This window comes from Massilia sp. 01N417, from assembly GCF_056399645.1.
This window is the reverse complement of the sequence record NZ_JBFTRS010000016.1, coordinates 113,122-128,507: the sequence shown is the minus strand read 5'-3', so window position 1 is coordinate 128,507 and position 15,386 is coordinate 113,122. Positions and strand designations below refer to the sequence as shown.

The window sequence follows — 15,386 nt, the reverse complement described above, 5'->3', positions numbered from 1 at the left end:
ACCCGCGATGAACCAAAAAAATGGTAGCGCCATCTCAGCGGCGAGAGATGGCGCAGTGGGCCGTGGCACAGCGCTCAGCCACGATTAACCTGGCATGCCGGGCGTTTGGAATCAGCCAGACCTGCTACCGCTACAAGGCCAAGCTGGACGCCGAAAACAGCGTCATTGCGGATTGGCTGGTGCGGCTGACGAACAACTAGCGCAACTGGGGCTTCGGGCTGTGCTTCCTGTATCTATGCAACGTCAAAGCGTTTAGATGGAACCACAAGCGCGTCTACAGGATTTATCGGGAGCTTGAGCTGAACCTGCGGATCAAGCCGCGCCATCGTCTGGTGCGCGAAAAGCCGCTGCCGTTGGCGGTGCCGACCGCGATCAACCAGAGCTGGTCGATGGACTTCATGCATGACCAGCTTGCCAATGGACGCAGCATCCGCCTGTTCAACGTCATCGATGACTTCAATCGAGAAGGCTTGGGAATCGACGTCGATTTCTCGCTGCCCTCCGAACGCGTGATCAGGTCACTGGATCGGATTATCGAATGACGCGGCAAACCGAATGCGATCCGCTGCGACAAGGGTCCGGAATACATCAGCGCGGTCACGTTGACCTGGGCCGCAAGACATGGAATCCGCATCGATTTCATCCAGCCCGGCCAGCCTCAGCAAAATGCTTACGTCGAGCGTTACAACAGGACTGTGCGCTACGATTGGCTGGCGCATCACCTCTTTGAAACGCTCGACGAGATCCAGGAATTTGCCACTCGTTGGCTGTGGACCTACAATCACGACCGGCCCAATATGGCACTCGGCGGTATCACACCAAAACAGAAACTTGCCCTTGCCGCTTAACCTCTACTTTTAGCCCGCTCTAAAAATGAGGGATTACCTGAGCAGCACGGCGGGGTGGTAAGCCGGTCTTCCAGTCTTGGCGGGGTGCACGCGCTCGAATCCAAGGCTGGAAAGATCGAGTTCTTCAACAAATACATCGACCACACGAACCGGATTATCCTCAGCTACGTAGTCGTCCAGCAGCTCAGGAAGCAGCGTCCCTTGTCCGCGATCTTCGCCTTCGATAAAGCGCTTCATGTGGCACCGTAGTGATGATGAGATACTGGCTCAACGTTTACCGATACGGTTTCGTTTACGCGACCTTACGTTTTTACATAGCTTGGACCCGAAGCGGCCATCCTGGCATGTGCAGCAAATAGAGAAATATTTGACTGACCAAGTGGCCGCAGACGGTCAGCACGCTTTTAGCGTGCAAGATGACCGCAATCAAAGCAATTCATGAATTTCGTTAGAAGTTTTTAGAATCCCTTCCAATAATCCATAAACCCGTTTTTGTAATAAAAGTATTTTGTTTGAAGTTCACTGTTTATGCTTTCGATTGTGTTCTCCAAATCTTTAAGAATTGGAGAATCATTTTTAAATAGGAACCAGCACTTTGCTTGCGGTGAATATACCGATGCCACATATCCCCATTGCTTCATTAAAATATCCATGCTTTTATTCGTATGAAATGCCGTGTGAACCATCGGCGTGATATAGAACCAGTTCGGATCTGCCGGGACGTTTTCGCACACGAGGGTATGCAGCATCAGAACGCCGTCCACATCTACGAGATTGTTGACGTAGTCTAAATGCTCCCTTTCCAGAATATGTTCAAACATGGCGCTGTTGATGACGAGTTTGTATTTTCTTAGCTCACTCTCGTCTATGTAGCGTAGATCCGCTTCTTTGTCTTGAATATACTTGTCGTATACAAATATATCCTCGCCAAAGTACTTCTTTAACGCCTTTGCCATGGTTCCGTACCCTGCGGCGTAGTCCAAAGCATCATTGATATTGATGATGTTGTTTTTGCTGAGCAGCATCAGGGCGAGTGCTTGATCGGCATACGGTGGTTGATTAGTCGGGCTGGCTTCAGAATTTTTCGCAAAATGATGGTGCCAACTGGAATTAAGTTGCGTCCATTCGGTTTCACTCATTTGCCGATGTGTTTCTGATGCAACAAAGCCGCAGTGCTCGCACTTGTAATAGTCGACTTTCAACATAGTCTTAAAAGGACTGCCCGGAAAAGTCGAGTACTGTTTGGAAAAGTAGTAGTGAGTGTCTGATTTGCAAATTAAGCAAAAATATGTTTTGCACGGGTGTGAATCATGCGGCGCATTTTTATTATCGAACATTCTCATCCTTGACGTAGCTGTTAATTGCCTATATCTGCATTACGCTTGATCAGCGTGCCAAACGTCCGCTCATGGCCCAGGCCGTGTAAAAACGTAATCCCAGGTAAACGGACCGGGCCCGGTAAACGTTAACGCAGTATCTCATCAATACGGGTGCGAAATGAAGCGGTTTATCGAAGGCGAAGATCGAGGGCAAGGCACGCTGCTGCCCGAGCTTCTCGACGACTACGTGGCCGAGGGCAACCCGGTGCGTGTGGTCGATGTCTTCGTCGAAGAGCTGGAGCTGACCAGCCTCGGGTTCAAGCGCGTACAGCCTGCGAAAACGGGGCGGCCAGCTTATCATCCGACTGTACTCCTAAAGCTCTACATCTATGGCTACTTGAACCGCATCCAGTCTAGTCGTCGGCTTGAGCGAGAAGCCCAGCGCAATGTCGAATTGATGTGTCTGACCCAGCGCCTTGCGCCGGACTTCAAGACGATTGCCAACTTCCGGAAGGACAACGGCAAGGCCATTCGCAATGTCTGCCGTCAGTTCGTTGTGGTTTGCCAGCAACTGGATCTGTTTTCGGATGCGGTCGTAGCGATCGATGGCAGCAAGTTCAAGGCCGTCAACAGCAGCGATCGCAACTTCACTGATGCCAAGGTCAAGCACCGCATGCAGGAGATTGAAGCCAATATCAGCCGCTACCTGATTGAGCTCGACACGGCCGACCGACAGGAGCCGGCCGCCAGGCAAGCAAAAACTGTCCGCCTCAACGACAAAATTGCCGCACTGAAGTTGCAGATGGCCGCGCTCAAGGAAATTGAAGCGAAGCTGAAAGAGACAGGGGAAACACAGATTTCGCTGACTGATCCGGACGCTCGCTCGATGAGGACTCGCGGCTCGGGCATCGTTGGATACAACGTGCAGACAGCCGTCGACGCCAAGCATCACTTGATCGTCGAACACGAGGTGACGAATAACGGTAGCGACCGCGACCAATTGTCCGGCATGGCCAAGAAGGCGCGCAGCGCTGTCGGTAGCACGACGCTCACTGCAATCGCCGACCGCGGCTATTTCAAGGGCGAGGAAATCCTGGCATGTCAGGAAGCCGGTATCACCGCCCTGGTTCCAGCGACGAAGACATCCGGCGCCAAGGCCGACGGTAGATTTGACAAGGCCGACTTCATTTACGACGCAGAGAAAAACGGGTTTCGCTGTCCGGCCGGACAAGCGCTGATTTGGCGCTTTGCGAGTATCGAAAAGGACATGAAGAACCACCGGTATTGGAGTTCGAACTGCCAGGGATGCTCCCTCAAGGACAAGTGCACGCCGAGTGCGCAACGGCGAGTGTCTCGCTGGGAGCATCAAGATGTGCTCGACGAGATGCAGATGCGCCTGGAGCAGAATCCTGATGCCGTGCGAATTCGGCGTTCCTCAGTCGAGCATCCGTACGGGACGATCAAGTCCTGGATGGGGGTGACACATTTCCTAACGAAAGGATTGGAGCGCGTCGCAACCGAGATGAGTCTGCACGTGCTCGCCTATAATTTCCGGAGATTGAAAGCGGGTCTCGGCGTCACCGGCATGCGGGAAGCGATCCGGGCCTATGCCCATTTTCTGCATCGTTTTCACTTGCGATGGAGGCTTCGCTTACCCGGACGACCGAAGGCTTCGGACAGAGGTCACGGGGCGCCACAGTCCGTCCTGGCACTCCACAATTAACTGAATCATTGCAGTAGCTGGCCCTGCAGCCCGATTTCACGTTTTTACACGGCCTGGGTCGACAGCGGACGTATCCGAGCGCAGTCTGGTCGCTAAGATGACGGCCGTGCGCGCAGACGGACTGATAAGCATCCTGCCAGAGTGTTGAGCTACTCGAGAGCATCCGTACGTAATGAAAACCGGCATCACTCAAAAACCTACATGATGCCTACACGGACTCCAGAAAGCAAAAAGCCCACTCCGAAGAATGGGCTAAGTGCTTGAATTTATTGGGGTGGCTGATGGGACTCGAACCCACGACAACAGGAATCACAATCCTGGACTCTACCAACTGAGCTACAGCCACCACTGTCTTACTTGCTGTCTCGTTGTTGCCGAGACAGAACGAGATTATAGCGGCACCTTCCCCATCTGGCAAATCTAAATGTGCCCAGCAGTGCGCGGCAGGTCGAAGCCGGTCTCTTCCACCGGCGGATCGATACCGATCAGGCTGTTGAACGCCGCCGACAGGGCCGTGGCGCTGGCGCTCGTATAGGCTTGCAGGCGGGCCGGCGCGTTTGCGTCTGGAGAGCGCAGCAGGCCGCCGGTTTCCAGCAGGCGTCCCAGCTGGCGGGCAACCGCTTCGCCGGTATCGATGACGGTCACGCCCCGCACGCCTTCGTCCTCGATCACCCGTTCGATCGAGGCCTGCACCAGCGGGTAGTGGGTGCAGCCGAGCACCAGGGTGTCGGCGCCTTGCGCCAGCAGCGGCACGATGTAACGCCGCAGCATGGCGGAGGTTTCCTGCGAATCGAGTTCGCCGAATTCGATCTGGTCGGCGAGGCCCTTGCAGGGCTGCAGCAGGAATTCGGCGCCGGTGGTTTGCGCGATCTCGTCGCGCAGCTTCAGGAATTTGGCGCCGGCCAGGGCCCGCTCGGTGGCCAGCACGCCGATCTTGCCGTTGCGGCTGGCCGCCGCCGCCGGTTTCAGGCCAGGCTCGACGCCGACGATCGGCATCTCCGGAAAGCGTGCGCGCAGCAGCTTCACGGCGGCGATGGTCGCCGTGTTGCAGGCCACGACCAGGGCCTTGGCGCCGCGGGCGGCGAGGAAGCGGGCGATGGCCAGCGAACGTTCGGCCACCACCTGTTCGGGCTTGTCGCCGTAGGGGGCGAAGCCGGAATCGGCCACGTAGATCAGGTGTTCGTGGGGCAGCTGGGCGCGGATATGACGCAGGATCGAGAGGCCACCGACACCGGAATCGAAGATGCCGACCGGGGCGTCGCTGGGCAGGTAGGGCAGATTCATGCGGAGATGGTAGCACGCGACGGCCCTACCATGCCTGGGGGGAGGCGGCGGCGCGCTTCGCTGCTATATTTTCGGCAGCGAATAATGGAGACGCCATGCCTCAAGCCATCGGAAACGCCATCGCCGGCCTGGCGCTGGCCTGCATCGCGGCCGCGCCGGTCCACGCCGACCGGGTCGACGACTACATCCGCAAGCAGATGGCGCTGAACCACCTGCCGGGCGCCGCGGTCGCCATCGTCAGGGACGGCAGGATCGCCAAGCTCCACACCTACGGCCTGGCGAACCTGGAATGGCAGCAGCGCGTCACGCCGGATACCGCGTTCCAGCTCGCCTCGTCCACCAAGCCGTTTACCGGCATGCTGCTGATGCGCCTGCAGGAGGCGGGCAAGCTGTCGCTGGACGCGAGCATCGCCCAGTATCTGTCGAACGCGCCCGAGGCTTGGCAAGCCATCACGGTGCGCCACCTGGCCGACCACTCGTCCGGCATCCCGGACAACGTCAAGGTCAAGCCGGATGCCACGCTGGACGACTATGTCGCCGCGGCGGCCGCCATGCCGCTCGCGCACGCGCCGGGCGCATCGAGCGAATACGGCATCGGCGGCTATACCGTGCTGGCGAAAGTGATCGAGGCGGCGGCCGGCATGCCCTATCCGCAGGCGCTCAAGCAGTACGTGACGGGGCCGCTGGGCTTGCAGGCCGATTTCGAATACAGCAGCGGCGAGCCGAACATGCGCAACACCGCGGTGGTCCCGAAGCGGGCCGGCGTCTACGACTGGAGCGGCGGCCGCCACAGGAACTTCAGCTTCCATTTCGGGCCGCTCAGCTACGATGCCGGCGGCCTGCTGGCCTCCGTGTCCGACCTTGCGAAGGTGGCAGTGGCGCTCGACAAGGGCCGTTTCCTTCGCCAAGAGACCATGCAGGCGATGTGGACGCCGGCGCAGCTGGGCAACGGCAAGGTCAACGGCTTCGGCATCGGCTGGGTGGTCGGCGAATTCAATGGCCGCAAGACGGTCGGCCATTCCGGCGGTCCGGCGCTGTCGGACATCCTGCGCCTGCCGGCGGAGCGCGCGACCTTCATCGTGCTGACCAATGGCCAGAAGCTGTATCCCTACCTGGCCAAGGGCGTGGCGGAACTGTTCTATCCGCCGTCGAAGCCGGCGATGCCGGAGGGGATCGCGGATGCGCGGCCCGGGCTGAGCGCGGCGCTGCGCCAGGTCCTCGTCGACGGCGCCGCCGGCAAGGTCGACGACAGCCGCTTCACCGAGGACGCGCGCAAACAGTTCGTCCCGGCCTTCAAGGACTTCCTGGTGCCCTTCCTGCGCTCGATGCCGCCTGCGGAGGAGGTCGTGCTGGTGTCGGAGAAGGAGACGGACAAGGGCATCGACCGCGTCTACCGCGTCCGTCACGGCACCAAGGCCCAGGCCTGGGGTTTCGATCTCGACAGGGACGGCCGGATTCGCGGCTTCGGCCCAAAATAGAGATAAAAAAACCGCCCAGGCTTGCGCCGGGCGGTTTCCCGTAGGGTGGGCACCCCGTGCCCACGAAGACGCATCAAGCAACGTTGACCGGAATACCCTTCAGCGATTCGATCTTCGCAGCCCATTCCTTCGGGCCGGTCTGGTGCACCGAGGTGCCGGTGGAATCCACGGCCACGGTCACCGGCATGTCCTTCACTTCGAACTCGTAGATCGCTTCCATGCCCAGGTCTTCGAAGCCGACCACCTTGGCCGACTTGATCGCCTTCGACACCAGGTAAGCCGAACCGCCGACCGCCATCAGGTAGGCCGACTTGTGGTTCTTGATCGCCTCGATCGCCGCCGGGCCGCGTTCGGCCTTGCCGATCATCGCGATCAGGCCGGTCTTCTCGAGCATCATGTCGGTGAACTTGTCCATGCGGGTCGCGGTCGTCGGGCCTGCCGGGCCGACCACTTCGTCACGCACCGGATCGACCGGTCCGACGTAGTAGATCACGCGGTTCGTGAAGTCCACCGGCAGCTGCTCGCCCTTGGCCAGCATGTCCTGGATGCGCTTGTGGGCGGCATCGCGGCCGGTCAGCATCTTGCCGTTCAGGAGCAGGGTCTGGCCCGGCTGCCAGGACGCGACTTCTTCCTTGGTCAGGGTGTCCAGGTTCACGCTCTTCGACTTCTGGGTGTCCGGGGTCCAGTTCACGTCCGGCCAGGTCGACAGTGCCGGCGGTTCGATGTAGGACGGGCCCGAGCCGTCCAGCACGAAGTGGGCGTGGCGGGTGGCGGCGCAGTTCGGGATCATCGCCACCGGCTTCGATGCCGCGTGGGTCGGGTACATATTGATCTTCACGTCCAGCACGGTGGTCAGGCCGCCCAGGCCCTGGGCGCCGATGCCCAGCGCATTGATCTTGTCGCACAGTTCGATACGCAGCTCTTCCAGCTTGTTCTGCGGGCCGCGTGCTTTCAGCTCGTACATGTCGATGTCTTCCATCAGCGACTCTTTCGCCATCAGCATCGCCTTCTCGGCCGAGCCGCCGATACCGATGCCCAGCATGCCCGGCGGGCACCAGCCGGCGCCCATCAGCGGCACGGTCTTCAGCACCCAGTCGACCAGCGAGTCGGACGGGTTCAGCATCACGAACTTGGTCTTGTTCTCCGAGCCGCCGCCTTTCGCAGCGACCATGACGTCGACGGTGTTACCGGGCACCAGCTCCACGTGCACCACGGCCGGGGTGTTGTCCTTGGTGTTCTTGCGCTCGAAGTGCGGGTCGGCGACGATCGAGGCGCGCAGCTTGTTGTCGGCGAAGTTGTACGCCCGGCGCACGCCTTCGTTGACGGCGTCGGTGATCGAGCCGCTGCCGAAGCCTTCGAAGCGCACGTTCATGCCGACCTTCAGGAACACGTTGACGATGCCGGTGTCCTGGCAGATCGGGCGCTTGCCTTCGGCGCACATGCGCGAGTTGGTCAGGATCTGGGCGATCGCATCCTTGGCGGCCGGGCTCTGCTCGGCTTCGTACGCGCGCGCCAGGTGCTGGATGTAGTCGGCAGGATGGTAGTAGCTGATGTACTGGAGTGCGGCGGCGACGGATTCGATCAGGTCGTCCTGTTTGATGACAGTCATTTCGTTCTCGTTCAGGGTTAGTGTTTGGTGGTGCTTGCGGTGTTGGTCATGATGCGGTCGGTGTAGGCGATCGCCATTGCCGACAGCAGGAAAGTGATGTGGATGGCAGTCTGCGCGATCAGGACCTTCTCGTGGTACGAGCCTGCATTGATGAAGGTCTTCAGCAGGTGGATCGAGGAGATGCCGATGATCGCCATCGCCAGCTTGGTCTTCAGTACCGACGCGTTCACGTGCGACAGCCACTCCGGCTGGTCCGGATGGCCCTCGAGATACATGCGCGACACGAAGGTCTCGTAGCCGCCGACGATCACCATGATCAAGAGGTTCGAGATCATCACCACGTCGATCAGGCCCAGGACCACCAGCATGATGGTGGTTTCGTTCAGCTTGTCCGGAAGGGGCGCGCCGGGTACGGCCACGGCCTGGAAGATGTGCTGCAGGGCGTCCTCGTTGCCCATCGCGGCGAACACCAGGTCCTTCAGTTCGACCCAGAAATGGAACACGTAGACGCACTGCGCCAGGATCAGGCCGAGGTAGAGGGGAAGCTGCAGCCAGCGGCTGGCGAACATGAAACTGGCAAGGGCGGAACGCCTGCGCGCATCGGAAGGGGATTGCAAATCGGGCATCTGCGTTGAAAGCCGGTGAACGGCCGTGGTCAAGACAGCTCGACATTCTACACCCGTAACGGATGGCTGGCTTGGCCTTCGATGTTCCGGAAAGGTTGGTAGAATGATTCCGGGATGCCGGAAGGCGTGCCGCGCTGCTGTTATGGCACAGGCTGGTCTGTAAGGGCTCAGTAAGCGAGCACGCATATGGTATGTGGCAAAACTACTACTGTGGAGACTAGTATGGCTGAGAACGAGACCAACAAGGACATGGAGCAGGGCGCACTGCACGAGCACCGCGTGTTCAACCCGCCCGCCGATTTCGCCGCCAACGCAACCATCTCCGGAATGGATGCATACCGCAAGCTGTGCGACGAAGCCGCCAGCGACTACGAAGGTTTCTGGGCCAGGCTGGCCCGCGAGAACCTCGACTGGCAGAAGCCTTTCACCCAGACCCTCGACGAATCGAACGCACCGTTCTACAAGTGGTTCGGGGACGGCCAGCTGAACGCGTCGTACAACTGTCTCGACCGCAACCTCACCAACGGCAACGCGGATAAAACCGCGATCATCTTCGAAGCCGACGACGGCCAGGTGACCCGCGCCACCTACCGCGAGCTGTACGAGCGCGTCTGCAAATTCGCCAACGGCCTGAAGGCCCGCGGCATCAAGAAGGGCGACCGCGTCATCATCTACATGTCGATGTCGATCGAAGGCGTGGCCGCGATGCAGGCCTGCGCCCGCATCGGCGCGACCCACTCGGTCGTGTTCGGCGGCTTCTCGGCGAAATCGCTGCAGGAACGCATCATCGACGCCGGCGCGGTGGCCATCATCACCGCCGATGAGCAGATGCGTGGCGGCAAGGCCCTGCCGCTGAAGGCCATCGTCGACGAAGCGCTGGCGATGGGCGGCTGCGACACCATCAAGGACGTGATCGTCTACAAGCGCACCGGCGGCAACATCAACTTCCAGCAAGGCCGCGACCTGTGGCTGCACGACGTCGTCGACGGCCAGGCGGCCGAGTGCGAGCCGGAATGGGTCGATGCCGAACACCCGCTGTTCATCCTCTACACCTCGGGCTCGACCGGCACCCCGAAGGGCGTCCAGCACAGCACCGGCGGCTACCTGCTGTGGGCCGCGCTGACGATGAAGTGGACCTTCGACATCAAGCCGGACGACGTCTACTGGTGCACCGCCGACATCGGCTGGGTCACCGGCCACACCTATATCGCCTATGGCCCGACCGCCGTCGGCGCCACCCAGGTCATCTTCGAAGGCGTGCCGACCTTCCCGCACGCCGGCCGCTTCTGGGAAACCGTCGCCAAGCACAAGGTCTCGATCTTCTACACCGCGCCGACCGCGATCCGTTCGCTGATCAAGATGTCGAATGCGGATGAAAAAGTGCATCCGAAGAGCTTCGACCTGTCCAGCCTGCGCCTGCTGGGCACCGTGGGCGAGCCGATCAATCCGGAAGCCTGGATGTGGTACTACAAGAACGTCGGCAACGAGCGCTGCCCGATCGTCGACACCTTCTGGCAGACCGAGACCGGCGGCCACATGATCACCCCGCTGCCGGGCGCGACCCCGATGGTGCCGGGCTCCTGCACGCTGCCGCTGCCGGGCATCATGGCCGCGATCGTCGATGAAGCCGGCGCCGACGTGCCGAACGGGCAGGGCGGCATCCTGGTCGTCAAGCGTCCGTGGCCGTCGATGATCCGCACCATCTGGAACAACCCGGACCGTTTCCGCAGCGCCTACTACCCGGATGAACTGGGCGGCAAATACTACCTGGCCGGCGACGGCGCGATCCGCAACAAGGACACCGGCTACTTCACCATCACCGGCCGCATCGACGACGTGCTGAACGTCTCGGGCCACCGCATGGGCACGATGGAGATCGAATCGGCGCTGGTGGCCCATCCGATGGTGGCGGAAGCCGCCGTGGTCGGCAAGCCGGACGAGACCACCGGTGAAGCCGTCTGCGCCTTCGTGGTGCTGAAGCAGGCGCGCCCGACCGGCGACGAAGCCAAGGCCCTGGCGGCCGAGCTGCGCAACTGGGTCGGCAAGGAGATCGGCCCGATCGCCAAACCGAAGGAAATCCGCTTCGGCGACAACCTGCCGAAGACGCGAAGCGGCAAGATCATGCGCCGCCTGCTGCGCGTGCTGGCCAAGGGCGAGAGCATCACCCAGGACGTGTCGACCCTGGAAAACCCGGCCATCCTGGAGCAGTTGAAGGAATCGGCTTAACGATTTATAGTGATCGATAGCAGAGTTGACGCCGCACCGTGAAAATGGTGCGGCGTTTTTTTATTCTTCCCCGGGCTGCCTGAACAGGGCGTCCAGCGGATTCGGCTTCTTTAGCGCTTCGTCCGCGCCACCGCCGCCGAACAAGGCATCGAGTTCGGCCCGCTGGCCGGCAACCGCGGCGCGTCCGCGCTTGCCGGCGAACTCTTCCTCGATATTGTCGCGGTAAAAACTCCAGGCCGCGCCCGAGGTCGAGAACCTTCTCCAGACCTCGCTGCCGACGCCGGCATGGTCGATGGCGCTGCCGTCGTCGAATTCGACGCGCAGGATGCGTTCTTTCGGGTCGTAGCCGATGGCGCGGAGTTTGCCGGCGTTGATGCGTTTCATGTCCATAATTATTACCTCAAGCAGTTCGTCGGGTGGGCACAGGGTGCCCACCCTACAATTTTTCCAGCTGCTGTCTAGCATACCCCGCACCACTACCACCAGGCGCCAGTTCCAGGTAGGTTTTATAGGCAGACCTGGCCTTCTCGAACTGCCCGGCGCGCGCATACGCATCGCCCAGGTTCATATAGGCGATCGCGCGCGACGGGTCCATCCTGATCGCATTCTCGAACCAGCGTGCCGCCTCCGCATACTTGTCCTGCTTGTAGAACACGAAGCCGAGATTGTTGGCCGCCAGCGCGAAATTCGGCCGCAGCTTCAAGGCTTCCGTGAATTGCGCTTCGGCCTGGGCGTACTGCTTTTCCTTGTACAGCTGCAGGCCGTGATCGTTGGCGCGCTGGGCCTGCTGGCGGCCCGACACCGGCACCGCGGCCGGCGCAGTGATCGTCGCGCTGCCGCCCTGCAGGTCCTTCACGACGACAGTCAGGGGCGCGCCCGGCGCCGGCGCCGGGCCCTTGGCATCCAGCTTCGTGTTCAACGCGATCGCATCGTTCGACAGCTGGGCCGTGTTCGTATTCAGGAACTCGGTCTCTTCCGGCAGCTCGAACACGAAGTCGCCGCCCTCCGATCCCGGCAGGCTGCCGAAGGCCGGCGTCTGGCGCGACACGCTCGACACTGCCGGCGCCACATAGGCCGCCAGCTCGGTCGCCGTGATCAGGCCGTCGCCGTTCAGGTCGGCCTTGCCGCCCAGGCCCTGCAGCAGGGTCCAGGTGAAGATGGAGTGGCCGTTCGGGCCGCCGTCGGAGACCAGCTGGTCGGTGCCGCCGGCGGTCAGCATCTGGCGGCCCAGGCGACGTCCATTCTCGCGCAGGAAGGACGCGTTGGCGCCGCCGCGCGTCAGCCCGAGGCCGCTATAGCAGGCATCCATCACGAACAGCTCGTGCTTGGCCGGCAGGCTCTCGGCGATGTTCTGGATTTCCGTCATCGGGATTGCATCGGTCGAGAGGTTATCCGGATCGGCATCGTAGGGAACGATGTAGCCGAGGTCGCGGCCCGAGCTGAGCTTGCGCGTGGCGCCGTGACCGGCAAAGAACACGAAGACGCGGTCGTTCGGCTGCAGCCCGCCCGCGCTCTTGCCGCGCTCGAGCAAATCATGGAAGGCGCCGAGGATGCCGGCGCGCGTGGCCTGTTCGTTCTTCAGCGTGAGCACGCGTTCGGGCGCGAAGCCGAACTTCTGCACCAGTACCTGGCCGACGCCCTCGGCATCGCGCACCGCATACTGCAGGCGCGGCCACTTCTTGTACTCGTCGATGCCGACCAGGATCGCCCAGGAATTCGCATAACCGGCGGCGGCCGCGCGCGGGACCGGGGCGGGCGCAGCGTTGCCGCTCGCCTTGAAGGTCTTGCCATCCCAGCCGGCGAACTGGTAGCCCTCGGCCGCAAGCTTCTCCAGCACCAGCGGCAGGGCCTTGACGGTGCGCTCGTGGATGTCGTGGAAGAGGATGATGCCGCGGCCTTCCTTCTCGACCGAGCGCAGCACGCGGTCGGCGATCGAGGACGGCACCGGATCGGCCCAGTCGAGCGAATCGATATTCCACATCACCGATTTCAGGTGCGCATTGGCCAGCATGTGCATGCCTTCCTTGTTGCGCGCGCCGTAGGGGAAACGGAACAGGCTCGATCGCTGCGGGTCGACCGCCTTCAGCAGGGTATCGGTGCCGAGGATCTCGGCCTTCAGGCCGTCGCCACTCTGCTTCGACAGCTGGGCATGCGTGAGACTGTGATTCGCCAGCACATAGCCGGCCGCCTTCAGCTTGCGGCTGACGTCCGCACCGGCATTGAGGTGGGCCGCGCCGTTCGCATCCAGCGAACCGAGGTTGCGGCCGACGCTGAAGAACACGGCCGGCGCATCGTACTGCTTGAGGATGGCGGCGATCTCTTCGCTGTAGCGGCGGTGCGGGCCGTCGTCGAAGGTCAGGACGATGGTCTTCTTCGGTAGCGCCTTGCCGAAGATTTCGTCTTCTTCCTTCTGCGGCTGTTGCGCCTGCGGCGGCGGGCCGGGGTCCGCCGGTTCGGGCCTGGACGGGTAGGGCAGGACCACGCCGTAATCCTTGAGGATGCGGTCACGCTGATAGATCGTCTTCAGGTGGGCGACGTAGCTGTCCCACTTCTCGCGCTTGAGGGCGATCGAACGCGACTCGTAGCGCCCGAACACCGCGCGGATCTCCTTCTCGTAGTTGCGCTCGATCTCGGCCAGCGCATCGAGGTCTTCGGAGATGCGCTTGTGCAGCTTGATGGCGGGCAGCGACGAATCCTGCGCGACGTGAGCCTGCAGCGACTGCACCAGCTCGCGGAAGGCGAGGCGGTCGGCGTCGTACAGGCCCTCGTTCGACTCGACGTAATCGAGCAGGCTGTCGACGGCGTCGAAGCGGCGCGGGTCGCCGGACGCCAGCAGCCTGGCCAGCGCCTCGTCGACCTTGGCCGTCCGTTCCTGGTTCTCGTGGAAGAGCTGCTGGCCGACTTCATGCGTCTGCGCCTTCGCCGCTTCCGGCAGGGCGTCTTCGTCGAGCGTCAGCACGATCATCTTGCGGTAGGCCTCCAGCATGCGGCCCAGGTCGGCCGAGATGGCGCTGACGTTCATGGCCGGCCCGGCGGCTTGCGGCGCCGGCGTACCGGGCTTGCGGGAAGCGATCCAGGTGCCGGAACCCGCTCCTGCGGCGGCGACGGCGAAGATGACGAGATAAAGGGCTTTGCGTTTCACGGCCAGGTGCCAAGAGTTTTAATTTGGCAACAATATCACCAGCGGTGGATATGGAACAGGGATAAGCGTAAGGATCGCAAAACGCTACTAAAAAGTTACAGCATGCACGTCGTCCCCGCGAAGGCGGGGACCCAAGTTGCGGTTTACGAAGAAGACAGCACGAACGTATTCCCATCCGGATCCTGGAACTTCGCAAACGAACCCCAGGGCTGCGAAGTAGGCGGCTCGATGAAGTCGACACCCCGCGCGCTGAGCTGGCGATAAGTCGCCTCCACGTTATCGCAGGCAAAGGAGCCGTTGAAGAAGGTGCCGATGCGGTCTTCCTGCCCATCCGGCGTGAACAGTACGACGCGGGTGCTCGAACGCGCCACGCGCAGCTCGATCCAGCGCTTGCCCGGGCCCATCGGCTGGTCGGTGGCGATTTCGAAGCCGAGTTTTTCGGTGTAGAAGGCGAGGGCGCGGTCCTGGTCGGACACCGGGATGCTGACGAACTTGAGTTGGGTGATCATGGAGAGGCTTTCTGTTTTTGCTTGTAATGACCGGCATTATCGTGGCAGCATCGTTGGCTGTGTGCTTTTAACCACTATAGTTTTTATGACTACCCGCCAGTCCTCGCTCGATGCCTACGTGTTCGACGTCCTCATGCCCGACCTGGTCGGCCACGACCGGCGGCCGGCCGCGKTCGTGGTCTACCTGTTCCTGCTGCACAGCGCCCAGGCGCTCGGCCGCGACCAGGTGCCGGCCAGCCTGCAGGCGATCGCGGTGAAGACGGGCCTGTCGAAGTCGGCGGTGCAAGTGGCGTTGCGGCACCTGAAGCGGCGCGGCCTGATCGCTGCGGAGGAGGCCGGTTCTCAGGTGAATCCGGTGCGGCAGGTGCTGCGGCCGTGGCGGCGCCGGCTGGAGGCAGCGTGACGCTTGGATTGTCCCTCTTGTACTGCTGGGAATCCTTGCTATAATAGGCGGCTTCGCAGACATGCGAAAACCCATCAGGAGAGATGGATGAGTGGTTTAAGTCGCACGCCTGGAAAGCGTGTATAGGTTCATAGCCTATCGGGGGTTCGAATCCCCCTCTCTCCGCCAGAATTTGAGATAAGCCCTTGATTTTCAAGGGCTTTTTTCTTGCCTATGACC

Annotated in this window: 10 protein-coding genes, 2 tRNA genes and 3 pseudogenes; 6 read left to right on the top strand and 9 right to left on the bottom strand. The window is 61.4% G+C overall.

The annotated features are described in order from the left end of the window. Window positions 1–14: 14 nt before the first annotated feature. Window positions 15–848 (top strand): annotated as a pseudogene (locus AC1DOQ_RS17625) (IS3 family transposase); the annotation flags it as partial. A gap of 36 nt (window positions 849–884) precedes the next feature. Here the strand turns inward: AC1DOQ_RS17625 and AC1DOQ_RS17620 are convergent. Then, window positions 885–1,085: pseudogene (locus tag AC1DOQ_RS17620) on the bottom strand (transposase); the annotation flags it as partial. A gap of 221 nt (window positions 1,086–1,306) precedes the next feature. Continuing rightward, a complete protein-coding gene (locus tag AC1DOQ_RS17615) occupies window positions 1,307–2,185 on the bottom strand; it encodes a class I SAM-dependent methyltransferase (RefSeq protein WP_477366959.1) in 879 nt (292 codons plus the stop codon). A 160-nt stretch (window positions 2,186–2,345) separates the two neighbouring features. Here AC1DOQ_RS17615 and AC1DOQ_RS17610 point away from each other — a divergent pair. Beyond that, window positions 2,346–3,773 (top strand): annotated as a pseudogene (locus AC1DOQ_RS17610) (IS1182 family transposase); the annotation flags it as partial. 387 nt (window positions 3,774–4,160) lie between these two features. Here the strand turns inward: AC1DOQ_RS17610 and AC1DOQ_RS17605 are convergent. Then, a tRNA-His gene (locus AC1DOQ_RS17605) sits at window positions 4,161–4,236 on the bottom strand. A gap of 74 nt (window positions 4,237–4,310) precedes the next feature. After that, the gene (murI, locus tag AC1DOQ_RS17600; protein ID WP_477366956.1) at window positions 4,311–5,174 is read right to left on the bottom strand and encodes a glutamate racemase; all 864 of its coding nucleotides are present in this window, start codon (window positions 5,172–5,174) and stop codon (window positions 4,311–4,313) included. A 95-nt stretch (window positions 5,175–5,269) separates the two neighbouring features. Between murI and AC1DOQ_RS17595 the strand changes: the two genes are divergently transcribed. Then, window positions 5,270–6,652, top strand: coding sequence for a serine hydrolase domain-containing protein (locus AC1DOQ_RS17595; protein WP_477366953.1), 1,383 nt, complete (start codon window positions 5,270–5,272; stop codon window positions 6,650–6,652). A 73-nt stretch (window positions 6,653–6,725) separates the two neighbouring features. Here the strand turns inward: AC1DOQ_RS17595 and AC1DOQ_RS17590 are convergent, their stop codons facing one another. Together AC1DOQ_RS17590 and AC1DOQ_RS17585 are read right to left on the bottom strand one after the other, a co-directional pair. Then, window positions 6,726–8,261: a fumarate hydratase gene (locus AC1DOQ_RS17590; RefSeq protein ID WP_477366950.1), complete on the bottom strand. Its 1,536-nt coding sequence runs from the start codon at window positions 8,259–8,261 to the stop codon at window positions 6,726–6,728. A gap of 17 nt (window positions 8,262–8,278) precedes the next feature. Further along, on the bottom strand, window positions 8,279–8,887 hold the full coding sequence (locus AC1DOQ_RS17585; RefSeq protein ID WP_477366947.1) for a YqhA family protein: 609 nt from the start codon (window positions 8,885–8,887) through the stop codon (window positions 8,279–8,281). Window positions 8,888–9,109: 222 nt separating this feature from the next. Here AC1DOQ_RS17585 and acs point away from each other — a divergent pair, with 222 nt between their 5' ends. Then, window positions 9,110–11,113 (top strand): acetate--CoA ligase, encoded by a 2,004-nt coding sequence (gene acs / locus AC1DOQ_RS17580; RefSeq protein WP_477366944.1) that lies wholly within the window; start codon window positions 9,110–9,112, stop codon window positions 11,111–11,113. 60 nt (window positions 11,114–11,173) lie between these two features. Here the strand turns inward: acs and AC1DOQ_RS17575 are convergent, their stop codons facing one another. From AC1DOQ_RS17575 to AC1DOQ_RS17565, 3 genes are all read right to left on the bottom strand, one after another. After that, window positions 11,174–11,503 (bottom strand): KTSC domain-containing protein, encoded by a 330-nt coding sequence (locus AC1DOQ_RS17575; RefSeq protein WP_477366942.1) that lies wholly within the window; start codon window positions 11,501–11,503, stop codon window positions 11,174–11,176. Between the two features lie 46 nt (window positions 11,504–11,549). Then, window positions 11,550–14,255, bottom strand: a complete 2,706-nt coding sequence (locus AC1DOQ_RS17570) for a polysaccharide deacetylase family protein (RefSeq protein ID WP_477366939.1) — start codon at window positions 14,253–14,255, stop codon at window positions 11,550–11,552. 143 nt (window positions 14,256–14,398) lie between these two features. Next, a complete protein-coding gene (locus tag AC1DOQ_RS17565; protein WP_477366936.1) occupies window positions 14,399–14,764 on the bottom strand; it encodes a VOC family protein in 366 nt (121 codons plus the stop codon). A gap of 85 nt (window positions 14,765–14,849) precedes the next feature. On the opposite strand from AC1DOQ_RS17565, the gene AC1DOQ_RS17560 reads away from it, so the two are divergent. Then, the gene (locus AC1DOQ_RS17560) at window positions 14,850–15,167 is read left to right on the top strand and encodes a MarR family transcriptional regulator (protein ID WP_477366933.1); all 318 of its coding nucleotides are present in this window, start codon (window positions 14,850–14,852) and stop codon (window positions 15,165–15,167) included. A gap of 77 nt (window positions 15,168–15,244) precedes the next feature. After that, window positions 15,245–15,335 (top strand) — tRNA-Ser (locus AC1DOQ_RS17555). The last annotated feature ends 51 nt before the right edge of the window (window positions 15,336–15,386 follow it).